This is a genomic window from Flavonifractor sp. AGMB03687, assembly GCF_017811815.1.
Classification (GTDB): Bacteria; Bacillota; Clostridia; order Oscillospirales; family Oscillospiraceae; genus Flavonifractor.
Genome location: NZ_JADKZI010000011.1, coordinates 45,031 through 60,140 on the forward strand (window position 1 = coordinate 45,031; position 15,110 = coordinate 60,140).

A 15,110-nucleotide genomic window follows, 5' to 3' on the forward strand; every position below is an offset into this window, starting at 1 on the left:
CCCGATTCAACGGAACTGGAAGACCTGGCTTTTCAGAGAAGGGGGCAGGAGGTCCTGGGGCGTCTGATGTCCCCAACCATTGGCTTCAGTTGGGAGACATTTTCACTGGGTGAAATGCCTATGGCCTGGGTCCGTCCGGAGCGGGGGCATGATCGCAGCAAAGTGATCCTCTATTGCCATGGCGGCGGGTATACCAGCGGTAACCTGGGGTATGCAAGGGTATTGGCCGCAAAAATGGCCAGTGCGACCGGGTGCGAAGTTTTGTCCTTCCAGTACCGACTGGCTCCTGAATTTCCCTATCCTGCCGCACTGGAGGATGCGCTGGATGCCTGGAACTATCTCACGCACCTGGGCTGGGGTGCAAACGACATCATTCTGGCCGGAGATTCCGCCGGAGGCAACCTGGCGCTGGAACTGGCCCTTGCCCTGAAGGAGCAGAAGCGGCTCCTGCCCGGCAGGCTGATCCTTTTCTCTCCTTGGACCGATATGACCTCCAGCGGCGACTCCTATACCCAGCGGGAGGAGCTGGATCCCATGCTGACCAACCGTTACATCCAGTCTGTCCGCAGCGCATACGCCCCGGGCGCCGATTACAGCCGGCCCTGCTTCTCACCGCTGTTTGGAAATTTGACCGGATTTCCTCCCACCCTGGTCCAGGTAGGGGAGCGGGAGATCCTTTACTCGGACTCCAAGGGGCTCCAGGATGTGCTGATCGCAGTGGGTGTCCCCTGTGTACTGCAGAGCTGGCCGGATATGTGGCATGTCTTTCAGATGTTCCCCCTGAAAAGCTCCGGTGACGCCATGGCGGCGGTGGAAGGCTTCTTGCATCAGCTTAGGTAGCAGAAACGGGATCTGTAGGTGGAAGCTGTAGCTGTAAAAGCAAAGCAGAAACTTGTAATATACAGATTATGGCCCCCGGCTATGCCGGGGGCCATAACAATGTTGGAAATTGAAATTTTAAGAGTTCAGGATTTTTGATTAGAGAATTTGAATCTCGCCTGTGGATGGATGCTCAGAAATGGAGGGACTGTAAATAAGAAGAGATTGTTTGCTTTTGAAGATTAAGAAATCTTAAGAGAATATACATGAGCTTTCCACCTTCGTTGTGATATAATCTCAAAACTGAATCAAGACATGGCCTGGGAGGACTGTGAGAGTTTCATCCTTCTGGACGGAGTCAGAATGTATACGGGAAAATAGTGTGAGGACCCGGACTTCCGGGATAAGGTCCTGATGCGAGGAGGAGATGCTTTCCATGTGGCTGGATGCTTTGCTGCAAACATTTATAGATGTCGCCCAGTCGGAGCAGACATCCAGGACAATCCGAATCATCTGTACGATTTTTATATCCATTCTGTTTCTGATCGGCATTGTAAGCCTTTTTCTGCTGGTTTTTGTGATAGAGGGGCAAAGTCTTTTCAGGAGAGTCGCCTTTCTTCTGCTGGGACTTGGGATTCTTGCCTATTATCTGCAATTTTTGAAGGCTGTCGCGGACAGAAGAAAGAGAGCAAAGAAGCCGTAATGCAATTTGAGGAATCATAAAGCAGGGCATTGAGCACTTATCAGCCAGGCATTACATGACAGAGGAGCCGAAAGGAGCGCAGAGTCATGCTGGAACATCATTTCTGGGAGAATTTCCGAAAGTGGGTCCCACACCGGGATGTGGACGAAGTCTATGATGTGGAGAAGATCGGATTTGAGAGGGAAGAGGGCTTTGCGGTTCTTTTGCGCCCCGACCATTTCCAAGAGGAGAAACGGTCGGAGTGGGCCCTCCGGCTGGTGTGGGACAGGATCGTTTCCTATACGGTCACCGATGAGAGCTACCGCCCGGAGCTTTGGGTATCTGAGAAAACGCCGGACTGGGCGCTCTGGACCTTCTATCTCAGTAAGACCTCCGATTATTTGACCAGGTTCCGGGAGGAAAACTACATTGTTCCGGAAGAGACCCACCACATTTTTATCTGTGGGACCAATCTGATGGCAGATATTTTATCTGATGAATATCCAACGGTCACATTTTTGAAGTGGAACCCCAAACTGCGATGATGCAGCAGACGGAGGATAAAACGGTATGCTATATAGCTTGTCCATGTTTAATGAGAGGCAGGAGGGCTTTTTTGTCGGCCTGTTTGTAAGCCGTAAAGAGGCCCAGCAGGCGGCGGAACACTACTTATCCGTGGTCCCTGGACTTCGGGACTATCCCTGTACCTATGAGATCATGGAGAAACCGGTGATTGGTGCGATTGATTCATCGGGGCAGATCCACATGATCTGGGCATGGGACGAGAACGAGAATGGGAATGAAACAGGCATTTGGAGCAGCAGCTGTTATGGGGCTCTCTCAGAAGCCCAGAGGGCTATGGAGGCAGCCAAGCGGCGTATGAACAAGCAGGAGTGGAGTCTGGACACCTACTGGATCGGCCAGTGTCACTGGACAGAGGGCTTTGCAAGAGTTGCTTCTTCAGAGTAAGCGCGATAAAGGAGGATCCTATGCTATGAGCGAGATTTTGCTGGAAGGGATGCCTTTTGACGCATACCTTGAAAAGTATAAAATATATGAGAAAACCATAAAGTTCATGATGAAACACCTGAAAAAATGGCACGATGATGAGCCGGAGGATTTTCAGAGAGAAATGCGGGCAGATTACCGGACTGTGGCAGAAACCTATCAATTTGAGCGGAAGATTGCCGCAATCGAGAAAAACTATATGTATGACTCGCCCTTACTCTGCATCTCTTTTAGTATGGCCATCAATGATAATGAGGGTGATTATGTGGCAATCTATACCGCATTTTTTGACCTTAACGGCGATTTCTTTGATGACCTAATGAGATGATAGAGATCAATCAAATGTGGTAGATGTTCAAGATCAGACATAAACCGCAATGGGACACTGCAGTATTTTGCGCCGAAAAACGGCCAAATTTGGTCCAAAGGGGGTGTAGGGGCTGATCTGCTTTTTTGTGGGGGATAACAGAAATGCGGATCAATTTGTTTAAAAAAAAGAAAAGCCTTGAAATCTTACGATTTCAAGGCTTTTATGGAGCGTAAGACCAATTGAGATATTTGCGGAAATCCATGACTTTCAAGGCTTTGCGGGTCTTCACCCATTATTTTTTTGCCGTTTTGCTGCGATGGCTGCGGATTTTCCACCCGAGGGTCAATTTTAGTGTTCGACCAAAAAAGATGTCCGCTTTATCCATGTCGAAAGATTGACTGAGGGAAGCGCCTGCTTCATCGGACACGTCATCCAAGGAGTTCGTCCAGCAGGTAGTTGTATTCCGGCAGCTGATCCGTGTACTCTTTCATCCATTCCCGCATAGCTCGCTTTTCCAGATTGGTGGCTTCCGTGTAATCCTCGCTGTGTCCTTCCTGCTCCATAAAGTCGTATGCGAGATTCTGATAGACCTCTTTCACCAATGTTTCGGGATCTTCCAGTCGTGTTACATCGGAGTCATCAATGGAATCCGCCGCAGGCAGGCCAAGCAGAACATACCCGAACTTTTTCGAATAGACCACATCGAGCAATTCAGAGCCTTCAATGTAGTTCTGGAATACCCCAAGGACCCTCTCAAGCTCACTTTTCTTTTCCTCTAATGAACTCATGGCAACATCTCCTTCCTGCCGGAATGAGCAACTTTCCCGGTCTGGTGTATGTGGTTCCTTTATTATACCGCATTTTCTTTGGCCGTGGAAGAGAGGTGGGACGGGAACTTTTCCCAATCACATGGTCTGTTCCATCGTTGCCACCCGGAAATAACCATGAGAATATGCGGGGGCCAGATCAATTTCGCCATCTGGGCAATAGACCCGGACTCCTGCTGCGGTCAATTTTTCTCCAATCGCCGCCAAACCTTCGGCGTCACGAGCCAGACGGTCGCCGTTCATCACCAGCACACGGTCATAGACTCCATGTCGTGCATCACGGATCAGCGTTCGAATGCTCTGTCGGTTTGCGTCCAAGCCGCTCTCATATTGGAGCATCTCTGCGGAAATCGAAAAACCAAGCTGGCCGGCGAGGCTTCGGAGTGCGGTGAGCTGCTGGTTTATGGCGAGACAGTTGCTTTCCGTAGACGCTCCATCTACCCGGCAGTATAGGCAGCACTTAGACATCTGATTTGACCTCCTTGAACGAATTTGGGGAGACGCTACCACTCAGCCCTGACATTCATCCCGGATGAAATCATACAGGGCTTCCGGTTCTTTCAGGCACCACTTAGTTTTTTCATCATCGGTCCAGACTTCATAGTCCGGGGCGGCATCGTAAAGCCACCAGCTGATATAGTCGTACTGGTCGTCGACCGCTTCCTTCAGTACATCCAGCAAGGCGGCAAGAAGCGGCGCTCCGCCCTCAAATACGAAATGTCCGTCTCCCATCAGGGTGAGTGCCTTACTGAACTGTTCGTCTCGATCCTTTTGCGCTTGGATCTTTCGCAGGGCTTCACAGAAGGTTTCCTTGGACAGCATTAAAGTCCCCCTCCCGGATTCTCCCCCTCCGCTTCCTGTTCGGCTTTCCATTTCAGAAGCAAGGAGATGGCCAACTCCTGAGTAGCGGGATCGACGCAGAACTCGAAGAACTTCACAGCCAACATTTCTGGCGTCAGCCCCATCGGGGCGATTACCGCTTCCAACTGTTCCAGAAGCTCCGCATCTACTTGGATTTCCACGAGCTCATATTGCTTTTCATCCATGGTGCGTTTCCTCGCCTTCCGAAGATTCCTTCCGCAACTCGTCCAGTCGCTGCCGGAACAGCTCCTGGAGCTCCTTCCAGACCTGCGGCTGCTTGAGGGTCACTATCGGCTGGTTCAGTTCCCGCTCCAGATCGGCGACAGCCACCGAAAGCGTCTTTTCATCGAACAACTGGTAGTGGCGACGAAGATACTGGACGACCGCCGCACTCTCCTCATCTTCGCTGCGCATGGCATAGCGGAGGGCGCTGTTGATGACACAGGAAAAGTCATCCACATAGTCAAGGTTGAACCAGGAGGCTGGGCAGAGAACCAGGTCATCTTTGCCTTCCTCGGTGATCACCAGCCCAATGTCCTCGCGGCTTATCCTTTCCAGCACGGTGTCCAGGTCATCTGCCAGTGCTTGGCGTGAGAAGCGTTCCATGCTTTCCAGAGGTTGTAAAATCGGCATCCTTTCCTTCCTCCTATCGTCTTCTTTGATTTTGCCAGATGTGAGCACCCGACTCAAGCTGTGCCACAATCGAGGATATGGCTCCTGTTCTCCATATCGGTTTAAATGTGCGCGGATCTCTGCCACAGCGGTGAAACGGGTAGCTTCGTCCAGACGGCTCAGGTTCCGGCAGGTGAATTCCGCGACTATGCCGGGCATATAAGTGTGCCGCCCCAGACTGTACTGGATCGCTGCCAGAACGATATGCCGCAGCCCTCCATCTAAAATGGGAGCGAGGATTCTCACGGAGAACAGCAGCCCGGTGCTTCCTTTTCGGGACTGGAGAGAGAGGCCGTTTCGCTCGGCTCGTTCCATCGTGTGCGTCCAGTCCTGCCGTGCGATGAAACCGGCTACAGGAGCCACCTCATAAAAGCCTTTTTTATGTCTCACGGCTGCACCTCAAGCCCGGCTTTTGACTGACCTTTATACAGAAGATTGTTGGCCTCCATCTCCTCAAAGGTGACCGGCTCGAAGTGATTGACATCCACTCCGGCATTCAGCATTCTCTCGTTTGCCTGGATGAGCGGCCAGTAATCCGCGTCGGTATTGCCGTGGATGTGGCCAAAGACCATGTAGCAGCGCATGATGTGAGGCCAAGACATCATGGGGTAGTGACAAAGTGTGTACTGCCGCTTCCCGTCTGCGACATACAGCAGGTTATTGACGCTTTCAAAGAATCGTTCTGTCTGACAACTCCTGATCCATCCCCTGTCATGATTCCCAAGGATGAGATGTTTCTTCCCCCGCAGCCGCCGCAGGTATTCCTCCGGCGGCTTTTGGCTGCGGTAGATCAGGTCGCCGAGGATATAGACAGTATCCTTCCCTGTGACCTTGTGGTTCCAGTTTTCGATGAGAGTTTCGTCCATCTCCTCGATACTGGAAAAGGGCCGATTGCAAAGGCGGATGCAGTTTTCGTGACCGAGATGCAGGTCAGAGGTAAAGAAGATCATGGGGTTTCACCCTCCTTCTTCATCCTGGGAACTGGGATTGGCTGCCATCGGCAGTATTTTGCAAGTTCATCCTGACGCTCCCGAGGCAGGTTCATAAAATCGACAATGCTCTCTCCCGGAAACCTGTCGTGGCAGTAGGCGGGAAAGACTCCCTCCGGCACGATGCCGATGGACTCCGCTCCGGTCAGGCGGGCCTTCAGTTCCTCTGTGTTTCGGATGCATACGGGAACGCCTGCCCGATAAAGCGCCAGGAAGAAACGGACCGCCTCAATCGTCCGGGTCTCCGCAAGACCGGCCACCACCAGATAGTAGCCATGCGCATCTTGGTGTACGATGCAGTCGATGTGGGTGCTGTTGCCGCCCCGGCATACCTCCCAGGGGTGACCGGTGCGGGGACGCTCCTTCAGCCACCGTGCAAAAGCTTCGGGGGAATCTCCGTCCAGCTTGGACAGTCCCTCGTCCCGCCCATCGGCGTGGAGAGCGTACTGCTCTTTTTCCGATTTCTCCGTTCCGGTGTAACCCATAGCCTGATAGCCCAGAGCACAGAAGTGATAGAATTCGTTTGCGGTCACGGATGGGAGCCGCTTGTTATTTCCCAAAGGATACCCCACCGCCAAGGTGAGAAACTCCTCCACCTCCTGCTGGGAGAAGTCCTGGAAGAACTCCTCCTTCCACTGTGGGAATACCCTCCACAGATCCCGGCGCAGGATGGTTCCGGTTCGATGCCAGATGGGCAGCTCCCGTTCCACCAGTTCCTGATAAGAACCGGTTTCCACCATCTGAACGGTGTCCCGTACCGCCTCCTCCAGCCAAGCGGTGAATTTGGAGATGTCGTTGGGGAAGGAACGTTCTCTGCGGCCATCCACTTCCAGCACATGCCGATGCCCCAAGAATATTGCCCGATACCCGATCTCTTGATCCTCGCCGGCAGCAAAGTGGAACCACGCTGCCTCCTCCGGGAACTCGGAATGCCACCAGGTTTCAAACTCCTCAAAGCTCTCCACCTGGCCGTCCGCCCGCAGCTCCTCAAAGCTGCCGAAGTCTTCGATGGTACCTCGCTCCGCACGGAGCCATAGTTCCCAGCTTGTGTTCTCCGGGCCTGGCTCCAGCCGGTGGAGAAGGCGGAAGATCCGGTCGATGGCCGCATAGGATGTCTCGTCATAGGTGAAGGAGCAGTTGATGTTTCGGTATTCCACCCGACCCAGCCAGTTGATGTAGTGCTTGATCTCCGGCGCTTTCATGTTTTCACCTCCTCAGTATCCGTGTCCCCATCCTCCGTTTCCTCAAACTGGAGCCGGAAGAGGGCAGCGTGCTCTCCCACAAGAGCGGGGTATTTGTAATAGACATGGCGGCAGAGGGTTTTGTACAGTTCAAGGAGCCTCGGATCATCTCCGAAGTCCACAAGCCCGTCCATGATTCGCTCGATCTCCCGCTCCTCGGTGATCCTGCCGTTCAACACCTGTTCTACCAAACGGCTGTATTGCTGATATGCGGCGTCCATTAGGCGGGAAATGTCCTGGACGATTTCACGGATTGCGGCAAAGCACGCCTCCCGCTCCTTGGCCTCCGGTCTTTCTTCCTCCGTCATAATGTTTCCCCTCCCGTCAAGAACTGCGGCGCAGCCTCCACGCTGTGGAAGAGGAAGCGCATCCGGTCGATATGCTTGTCAATATGCCAGTGTCCACAGAACCAGTGGTCGTATTTGAGTTTCCGCTCGATCTCCTCCAACCATTTCTCGGTAGAGTCGTCCACGGTACTCTGGTCGATCATCGGAAGAAAGACCTCGCGCGGCTCATACGGATAGGGACAGGTGTGGGAGAGGACGGTATCTACCTGCCACCCGCAGGCGTCCAGCGTCTGGATAACCTTGTCCTTGATCTCCTGGGAAGGCTGTTCGTCCGGCCACCAGCCGTACCCTCTGGCCAGCCGGTAGAATTTGTCCACGCTGTAAGCTCCGCCGATGACCAAGTGTCGGAGACCTTCCAGATCAAAGATCTCACCATCCATAGCAAACAGCAGGCGGGGAAAGGCTTCCTCTACCCAGACTGTCCCGCCGTTCCACTGCTTCGTCCGATAGGAAGAGATGCTGGCCGGCCGGATCTCATGGTTGCCGTGGATGCAGAGCATCGTCGGCTTTACGGCGGTAAGAACTTTCTTCATCTCTGTGTCTCGCCGGTTTCGGTAGTAGTTCGCTCCTACATCTCCAAGCAGAACCAGAGTATCCTGCTCTGTCAGCTTCTTGCTGTCGCAAAACTGTATGACCTCATAGGGGTCTCCGTGGATATCACCCGTGTAATAGATCATTGGTCATTCCACCTTTCTTTTCTCATTATACCAACTCGGAAGCCCCATATCCGGGACTTTCCAAAAACATATCCACCGTTCCAAAAATATATCCAGCTTTACTGGCATAGATCGACCGGCAGTCAATGCTCGTGACTTCCGGTTGATTGCTTTCTCAGGTTCAGACGGTAAAATCAAAGTTATCTGGTTTACCGTATCTGCCGTGATGCTCTTTCAAGGAAGCTTTCAGCGATTTTATAACATCCAGGAGAATCAGCATCTCATAGGTGCTGCAATCCGAAAGGAGCAGGGCGATTTCTTCGCTGGCGCACCGTTCAGTGCTGGTGACTTGCTCCATCAAAAGCCGGTCGGGAGATACGCCCAACGCATTGGCGATAAGCACAAAGGTGTCAAGGCTCATGCTCTTGATCCCGCTCTCTATGTAGCTGATGTAAGATGGCGTTTTATCTACCAGTTCAGAGAGCATCGCTTGCGAAAGGTGGTTGCGCTGGCGGACTTCACGGATGTGTTTTCCAATGACTTTGTAGTTCAGGCTCATAATAAGACCTCCAAAAAAATTTTGCAGTCTTATTATAGTGTTTAGATTATATCATCAACTCGGCCTTATATCAATTTCACCTCAGGTTGATATACTCTTAGAAATAGATAATCTGGAGAATATATTTGAGGGGGGAAGCCGATGACGGAACATGATTTGACCGAGAGCCAGCTGATCGGCTCCCGTATTCGAGATGCGCGGATCAATCGCCGGATGAGCCAGGCCGATCTTGCTGCGAAGGCCAATATCTCGCTGCCGCATATCAGCAATATCGAAAAAGGCAAGACGAGCATGAAGTTGGAAACCTTTATCCGAATCATCGAAGCCCTGCAAGTGTCTGCTGATTCCCTTCTTCGGCCCGATGTGCCGGAGGTGAGAAGCCTATACCAGAGCGAGTTTGACGAGCTGCTGGCCGACTGCTCTCCCAAGGAGCTGGATTCCATCCTGAAGATTGTTCGTGAGTTGAAATCCACTATGGCCAGACGGGATGACAATACCTGAAAATTTGCGAGCTGGAATTGCCGGCTCGCTTCTTTTTTTCTCATCTATCGACCAGAAGTCAACACCTTGACTTCTGGTCGATTTTGTTATTAGTCTGCAGATTATATAATGGCCTGGAAGAGAAATAACACAGGGGGAGCAAATATGTCAGATCTGGCCGTTCAAAACAGAGAGTCAGAGCAGGAAGTTATGCCCTCATTTGATTTCCTGCTGGAAAGGGAGACGGAACGAAACACCCTTTTAGCGGAACATCGTGCCTGGTTAAAGGAAATCAAGCGGGAACGCCCGCTTCCCAAAACACATTACCGTGTGGCGGTATACATCCGCTACTTCAACCAGACCCGCTATGAGGACTATCTCTCAGCTCATAAAAAGCAATTTCTTGATACACTGGCTCTCTGCCCAAACTGGAAGTTTGTCGGTTTCTATGTGGACGAGGGCAGCACTGCGCCCAATATGGAGAGCGCCCCGGAGTGGTCAAGGCTCCTTCAAGACTGCTACGAGGAAAAGGTCGATCTGATCATTACCCAGAAAGCAAGCAATATCTCGAAGAAGCTCTCCGAGCTCTCTTTCTGTACGCGCCTCTTGGCAGCACTCCCAAAGCCAGTGGGCGTTTACTTCGTTTCGGAGGATATTTATACGCTGGCTTCCTATTACCAGGAGGATCTACACGACCCCTACTTTTTGCCAGATCCCGGTTGGAAGATACTTCCTGATGACAAACCCCGGAGGGAAATGCTGCATGATTGACAAGTCCACACGCAAACAGCTTGCGGAACGGAAAGAACGGGTCCGCCGGCGTATCAACACAAAAGTTGACCCGGAGAACTATGAATTCATTCCGGCTAAAAAGCCCATCGACTATTACGACAATGATATAAGGCAGCGGGTCGCCGTGTATGCCCGTGTCTCCACAGACAATGTCCAGCAGACTTCCTCCTATGAGCTGCAAAAGAAATACTATGAAGATTTTGTTGTGCATCATCCCAACTGGACATTGGTCAAAATCTATGCGGATGAGGGCATCAGCGGGACTTCTCTGGCTCATCGGGACGAGTTCAACAGCATGATCGCCGATTGCCGTAGCGGGAAAATCGATATGATCATCACCAAAAGCGTGTCTCGCTTTGCCCGGAATGTGGTGGACTGTATCAGCATGGTGCGAATGCTTGCGGAGCTGCCCAGTCCTGTCGGGGTATTCTTTGAGAGCGAATGTATCTTCTCCCTCAAAGACGATTCCCAGATGGCGCTTTCGTTTCAGGCCACCATGGCTCAGGAGGAGTCTCACATCCGCAGCCGGAGCATGGAGACCTCCTTGCGGATGCGGCTGGACGGAGGTCTGCCATTGACGCCCAAACTGCTGGGGTATTCTCACGACGCAGATGGAAACCTGGTCGTCAACCCGGATGAAGCCCCCACGGTAAAACTCATCTTCTATATGTATCTGTACGGATATTCCACCTCCGACATTGCGGCGGCGCTCACCGAGCTGGGCAGGAAGACTTATCTGGGGAATGTCAAGTGGACATCCAACTCCATTGTCCAGGTCCTTCGCAATGAGCGGCATTGCGGGGATGTACTGACCCGGAAGACCTTCACCCCCAACTATCTGAACCACAAGGCCAGAAAGAATCGGGGGGACAGACCCCAGAGCCTTTACCGGAACCACCACGAGGGCATCGTTTCCAGAGATGATTTCATTGCGGTTCAGCATCTTCTGAACAACTCCAAGTATGGCAACCGCTCCATCCTCCCGGAGCTGCGGGTGATCGACAGCGGCCTGCTCAGAGGGTTCGTGACCATCAATCCCCGCTGGGCTGGATTTAAGCCGGCGGATTATTACCAAGCGTCCGCCAGTATCCATCCGCCCGATGAGCAGCAGGCGGATGCATCCCTGCCCTCGAGCATCACATTGGTTCCGGGAGATTTTGATATGAGAGGCTTTGAAATCGCCCGCAGTGAATTCTTTGATAATTATCACCGTCCCTATGTACTGTTTCAAGATAAGAGAATCAAGTTCAGCACCACATGTGTTCGGTCTTTTGGGAAAGACAACCATGTGGAGCTGCTGGTCAACCCTGTGGAGATGAAGTTCGCCGTCCGTACAGCGGCGAAGAGTAGCCGCAACGCAGTCGTGTTTTCCAAGCTGTCAGACGGAAAGTATCAGCCCAGGGATATCGCCGGTGCGGCCTATGTAGAAACGCTTTTTCAGTTATTCGGCTGGAGTCCGGATTTAAAATACCGGATCGCCGGAGCGCTGTTTCAAACCGAAACTGAATCTGCGTATATTTTTGATGTCAATGATGCGGAAGCGTTTATTAAATCGTACCTGCTTTCCGGTTCAAAAAGCACAGAACAGGCGAAGGAGCCTGTACAGCCCCTTTCTGTCTCCGGCAAACGGGTGCGGGCAGTCCCGGAGGAGTGGATCGGCTCTTTTGGCAAGCAATATTACCTCCACCAACAGTCTTTCCCGCCCGTCTGCGATCAGAGTGAGGAAGACTGGAAAATCCGCATGGAGGGCCAGTTGTATGAAACCGGACAGAAACTCCGCGTGACAGGATTTGACGTGCTGCGTGACTATATCTGTCAGGAACTCGGTCAGCGCGGGAAGGAGGAATCCTAAATGTTTGAAGAAAGTCGGGAAAATACCGGCGGCGTAATCGCCGGAATGCTTCGTTCCCTGGAGGACGGGCATTTGGATATTGTTCCGTCTGCTGAATTAGAAGAAGCGGAACCGGAAGCTTCTCCCGCAAACAGCAGTAGTGATGAGGTTCTGGAGATGGTCGGTGACTTTAACTACGATGGCTACCAAGTGGTACGCCGTGAGTTCTTCGCCCATATTAATGAGCCGTCTGTAACGTTCAACAATTACAAATTTTATGTAAATACCGCCTGCCTGAACCGCTTCCCACAAGTTGATTATGTGCAGGTATTGGTCAATCAGGAGAGCAGGATCTTGGCGATCCGTCCCTGTCGGGCGGAAGATCGGGATGCCTGCGCCTGGTGCACCAACGGCTCCGGCAGACGCAAACCGAAACAGATCACCTGCAAGATTTTTTTCGCCAAAGTGTTTTCACTGATGGGCTGGAATCTGGACTATCGATATAAGCTCCTCGGGCGGATAATCCATGCCAGGGATGAGTGGCTCATCGCATTTGATCTCACAGCGACCGAAGTGTATCAGCGGGTGCAAAAAGACGGCCAGAAGCCTAAGTCTTCTCGAACTCCCGTGTTTCCGGAGGGCTGGAAGACGCAGTTTGGACTCCCGTTCCGGGAACACCAGAAATCTATGCAGGTAGACATTTTTGAAGGATATGCTGTATATGGGTTGCGCGATAACATCGCTCCTGCTGCATCAGAGCAGTCAGACGAGGCTGCCTCTGATACTGGTAGTAAGTCCGTTTTGGGAGGACAAGGACATGAATCATGAAAATCAATTGCAGGCTTACTTAACGCTGGACCCTGCGCGAAACCGGATTCGAATCCACAGGCAAACGATTCGTCTCTTGAAGAATCCTGCGTATGTGCAATTCCTGGTAAACCCTGAAGAACTGTATATCGCCGTTCTCGGATCGGACAAACCTATTTCAGGCGGGACCGCAAACAAGGTTCGGATGTCAAGTACATCCCAGCAGTCTATAGAATTCTATAGTACGATCCTTATCAAAAACTTTTCCGAACTGCTGGGTGGCTTTGACCTGAGATTTAATTACCAGCTGACCGGTGAGATCGATCAAGTCAACCGGGTCGCATATTTTTCCCTCAAAACCGTCAAACAGCTGGAACGCAGGAGGCTACATGACAGAGAAAGCATTTAGGCAGCTTAACATCGATCCGGAATTCAAAAACTTGATTCGTCCACTTCGCCGGGAGGAATACCGGCAGCTGGAGCTGAATCTTGTCGTGGAAGGATGCCGGGAAGATATCATCGCATGGAATGATACCATCATCGACGGTCATAATCGCTATGAAATATGCAATAAAATGCGCATTCCTTATGGAGTCAAGGAGCTGGATTTTCCAAGCAGAGATGCTGCCATCGCCTGGATCTGTGCGAATCAACTCGGACGACGCAACATCTCAGAAGAAACCAGGAAATATCTGATTGGGAAACAATATGAAGTGGAAAAGAAAGTACAGCGAAATAGGAATGGCTATAATCAGTACCGTCCGAACCCCAACATTGCTGTGGGGAGAGGCCGCCCAATAGATGAAGAGAGCGGCCGGCGAACAGCAGCCCGGCTGGGAAGGAAGTATCATGTGTCCGGCGCAACCGTACAGAAATATGCGAAATACAGTGCAGCATTAGATACCATTGAACAAAATGCTCCTGAGCTTGTTCCGCACATTCTTTCCGGGGCATATAAGATTTCTTTCGAAAATATCGTTGCTCTATCAGAAATGGAACCCGAAGAATTGAGAGCACTTAGTAAAAAAATCGGAAAAAATCCCTATGCTTTCGCTCGTTACAGTGAATCGAGACGATGCCTTTATTCCGACGCTTCTGCCAAGCCCGGCACAGCGGCGGCAGAGCAGCCGGCAATCAAGACGATGCCCGCCTATGACCCGGATGCGGAAGTTGCTGGACTTACTCTTACGATCCCCTCCTGGATGAGCTCCATCGACCGGACAAAGTCCATGGCACATTTGGAAGCAATATCACCTGCTGCCAGACAAAACCTCTTGGCGGCGTTGACTGAATTAGAAGGAAAAATCCAGGAAATGCTCAATGCAATTGAGGGGGAATCCTAATGGAAGATTATAGTATGTTTGTTCCCAATGTTCACTTCGAACAGATTCCCATCAAGAACCTCGTATCCAATCAGGAGTACCAGAGGAATATTTCCGAACAGCATGTGCTGAATGCTGCGGCACACTTTGATCTGTATCAGATCAACCCTGTGAAGGTGAGCCGTCGAAATGGGGTCAACTATGTCTTCAATGGCCAGCACACGGTGGAGATCGTCGCCCTGGCCTCTGGCTCTCGTGAAACGCCAGTCTGGTGCATGATATACGATGATCTGAACTACGAGCACGAGGCAGATATCTTCGCCAACCAGATGAAGTTTGTCAAACCGCTCCGTCCCTATGAAGTGTTTATGGCAAATGTGGAAGCCGGGAATCAGGAGCAGCTTATGATCAAAGATCTGGTAGAGTCTTATTCTCTTTCCATTGGCCAGGTCAGAAACTATGGCGTTGTCTGTGCTGTCTCTACGCTTGAAAATATATATGAGCGGTTCGGTTACCACGTACTTGATCGAACACTCAGACTCTGCGTAGGCACATGGGAGGGCGATATGAATTCGCTGTCCGCCAATATGCTCAACGGAATCGCCAGATTGGTCTACACATTCGGCGATGCCCTGAAAGATGAGACCTTCAAGGAAAAAGTAGGGGAAATGTCGGTCAAGCTGCTTTCGAGAACAGCCAAGGAACGACGCCCCGGTTCTATGGGCTATGCTGAGGCGATGCTTCTGGCCTATAACCGCAAATGCAAATATCCGCTCAAATGGACCAAGCTCTACGAGAAGAATGTGGGGAACAATGAAGGACTGGACATTGATACGGATATGGACGAGGATGAGGGCGGGGACTCTTTTGAGGGAGCCGCCAAAGAATAAGCAAACGGACGGTTCCA

At 51.6% G+C, this 15,110-nt stretch carries 22 protein-coding genes; 12 read left to right on the plus strand and 10 right to left on the minus strand.

Annotation, left to right across the window (positions count from 1 at the left end; all coding sequences use genetic code 11):
* Positions 1-66: 66 nt before the first annotated feature.
* The 5 genes from J9789_RS15960 (at position 67) to J9789_RS15980 (ending at position 2,837) form a co-directional block, all read left to right on the plus strand.
* On the plus strand, positions 67-840 hold the full coding sequence (locus tag J9789_RS15960; protein WP_245185336.1) for an alpha/beta hydrolase: 774 nt from the start codon (positions 67-69) through the stop codon (positions 838-840).
* A gap of 415 nt (positions 841-1,255) precedes the next feature.
* Entirely contained in the window at positions 1,256-1,522 is a 267-nt protein-coding gene (locus J9789_RS15965; RefSeq protein ID WP_209346668.1) for a hypothetical protein, read from the plus strand.
* A gap of 86 nt (positions 1,523-1,608) precedes the next feature.
* Positions 1,609-2,046, plus strand: coding sequence for a hypothetical protein (locus tag J9789_RS15970; RefSeq protein ID WP_209346669.1), 438 nt, complete (start codon positions 1,609-1,611; stop codon positions 2,044-2,046).
* Positions 2,047-2,071: 25 nt separating this feature from the next.
* Positions 2,072-2,470 carry a hypothetical protein gene (locus tag J9789_RS15975; RefSeq protein WP_209346670.1) on the plus strand — a complete coding sequence of 133 codons (399 nt, stop codon included), beginning with the start codon at positions 2,072-2,074 and terminating at the stop codon, positions 2,468-2,470.
* Between the two features lie 25 nt (positions 2,471-2,495).
* Entirely contained in the window at positions 2,496-2,837 is a 342-nt protein-coding gene (locus tag J9789_RS15980; RefSeq protein WP_209346671.1) for a hypothetical protein, read from the plus strand.
* Between the two features lie 410 nt (positions 2,838-3,247).
* Here the strand turns inward: J9789_RS15980 and J9789_RS15985 are convergent, their stop codons facing one another.
* The 10 genes from J9789_RS15985 to J9789_RS16030 all read right to left on the minus strand — a co-directional run bounded on the left by J9789_RS15985 (position 3,248) and on the right by J9789_RS16030 (position 8,971).
* Positions 3,248-3,607 carry a hypothetical protein gene (locus tag J9789_RS15985; protein WP_087937087.1) on the minus strand — a complete coding sequence of 120 codons (360 nt, stop codon included), beginning with the start codon at positions 3,605-3,607 and terminating at the stop codon, positions 3,248-3,250.
* A gap of 117 nt (positions 3,608-3,724) precedes the next feature.
* A complete protein-coding gene (locus J9789_RS15990) occupies positions 3,725-4,114 on the minus strand; it encodes a recombinase family protein (RefSeq protein WP_071430640.1) in 390 nt (129 codons plus the stop codon).
* Positions 4,115-4,156: 42 nt separating this feature from the next.
* On the minus strand, positions 4,157-4,468 hold the full coding sequence (locus J9789_RS15995) for a hypothetical protein (protein WP_209346672.1): 312 nt from the start codon (positions 4,466-4,468) through the stop codon (positions 4,157-4,159).
* Positions 4,468-4,692, minus strand: a complete 225-nt coding sequence (locus J9789_RS16000; protein WP_087937001.1) for a hypothetical protein — start codon at positions 4,690-4,692, stop codon at positions 4,468-4,470. Before J9789_RS16000 ends, J9789_RS15995 begins: the two co-directional genes overlap by 1 nt.
* Positions 4,685-5,569, minus strand: a complete 885-nt coding sequence (locus J9789_RS16005; protein ID WP_209346673.1) for a hypothetical protein — start codon at positions 5,567-5,569, stop codon at positions 4,685-4,687. Before J9789_RS16005 ends, J9789_RS16000 begins: the two co-directional genes overlap by 8 nt.
* The gene (locus J9789_RS16010) at positions 5,566-6,129 is read right to left on the minus strand and encodes a metallophosphoesterase (protein ID WP_087937003.1); all 564 of its coding nucleotides are present in this window, start codon (positions 6,127-6,129) and stop codon (positions 5,566-5,568) included. The genes J9789_RS16005 and J9789_RS16010 overlap by 4 nt, the downstream gene beginning before the upstream one ends.
* Positions 6,126-7,370, minus strand: a complete 1,245-nt coding sequence (locus tag J9789_RS16015) for a hypothetical protein (RefSeq protein ID WP_209346674.1) — start codon at positions 7,368-7,370, stop codon at positions 6,126-6,128. Before J9789_RS16015 ends, J9789_RS16010 begins: the two co-directional genes overlap by 4 nt.
* Positions 7,367-7,717: a hypothetical protein gene (locus tag J9789_RS16020; protein ID WP_204885439.1), complete on the minus strand. Its 351-nt coding sequence runs from the start codon at positions 7,715-7,717 to the stop codon at positions 7,367-7,369. Before J9789_RS16020 ends, J9789_RS16015 begins: the two co-directional genes overlap by 4 nt.
* On the minus strand, positions 7,714-8,433 hold the full coding sequence (locus J9789_RS16025) for a metallophosphoesterase (RefSeq protein ID WP_209346675.1): 720 nt from the start codon (positions 8,431-8,433) through the stop codon (positions 7,714-7,716). Before J9789_RS16025 ends, J9789_RS16020 begins: the two co-directional genes overlap by 4 nt.
* Before the next feature lie 160 nt (positions 8,434-8,593).
* Positions 8,594-8,971: a helix-turn-helix transcriptional regulator gene (locus tag J9789_RS16030; RefSeq protein ID WP_087189068.1), complete on the minus strand. Its 378-nt coding sequence runs from the start codon at positions 8,969-8,971 to the stop codon at positions 8,594-8,596.
* A 141-nt stretch (positions 8,972-9,112) separates the two neighbouring features.
* Between J9789_RS16030 and J9789_RS16035 the strand changes: the two genes are divergently transcribed.
* The 7 genes from J9789_RS16035 to J9789_RS16065 all read left to right on the plus strand — a co-directional run bounded on the left by J9789_RS16035 (position 9,113) and on the right by J9789_RS16065 (position 15,093).
* Entirely contained in the window at positions 9,113-9,472 is a 360-nt protein-coding gene (locus J9789_RS16035; RefSeq protein ID WP_071430658.1) for a helix-turn-helix transcriptional regulator, read from the plus strand.
* Positions 9,473-9,616: 144 nt separating this feature from the next.
* Positions 9,617-10,222: a recombinase family protein gene (locus tag J9789_RS16040; RefSeq protein ID WP_209346676.1), complete on the plus strand. Its 606-nt coding sequence runs from the start codon at positions 9,617-9,619 to the stop codon at positions 10,220-10,222.
* Complete coding sequence (locus J9789_RS16045; protein ID WP_101691771.1) at positions 10,215-12,095, plus strand: recombinase family protein; 1,881 nt, start codon at positions 10,215-10,217, stop codon at positions 12,093-12,095. The genes J9789_RS16040 and J9789_RS16045 overlap by 8 nt, the downstream gene beginning before the upstream one ends.
* Positions 12,096-12,902, plus strand: a complete 807-nt coding sequence (locus J9789_RS16050; RefSeq protein WP_209346677.1) for a hypothetical protein — start codon at positions 12,096-12,098, stop codon at positions 12,900-12,902.
* Positions 12,892-13,290: a hypothetical protein gene (locus J9789_RS16055; RefSeq protein ID WP_071430665.1), complete on the plus strand. Its 399-nt coding sequence runs from the start codon at positions 12,892-12,894 to the stop codon at positions 13,288-13,290. The genes J9789_RS16050 and J9789_RS16055 overlap by 11 nt, the downstream gene beginning before the upstream one ends.
* Positions 13,271-14,224 carry a hypothetical protein gene (locus tag J9789_RS16060; RefSeq protein WP_071430667.1) on the plus strand — a complete coding sequence of 318 codons (954 nt, stop codon included), beginning with the start codon at positions 13,271-13,273 and terminating at the stop codon, positions 14,222-14,224. The genes J9789_RS16055 and J9789_RS16060 overlap by 20 nt, the downstream gene beginning before the upstream one ends.
* Positions 14,224-15,093: a DUF6551 family protein gene (locus J9789_RS16065; RefSeq protein ID WP_071430670.1), complete on the plus strand. Its 870-nt coding sequence runs from the start codon at positions 14,224-14,226 to the stop codon at positions 15,091-15,093. Before J9789_RS16060 ends, J9789_RS16065 begins: the two co-directional genes overlap by 1 nt.
* Positions 15,094-15,110 lie beyond the last annotated feature (17 nt).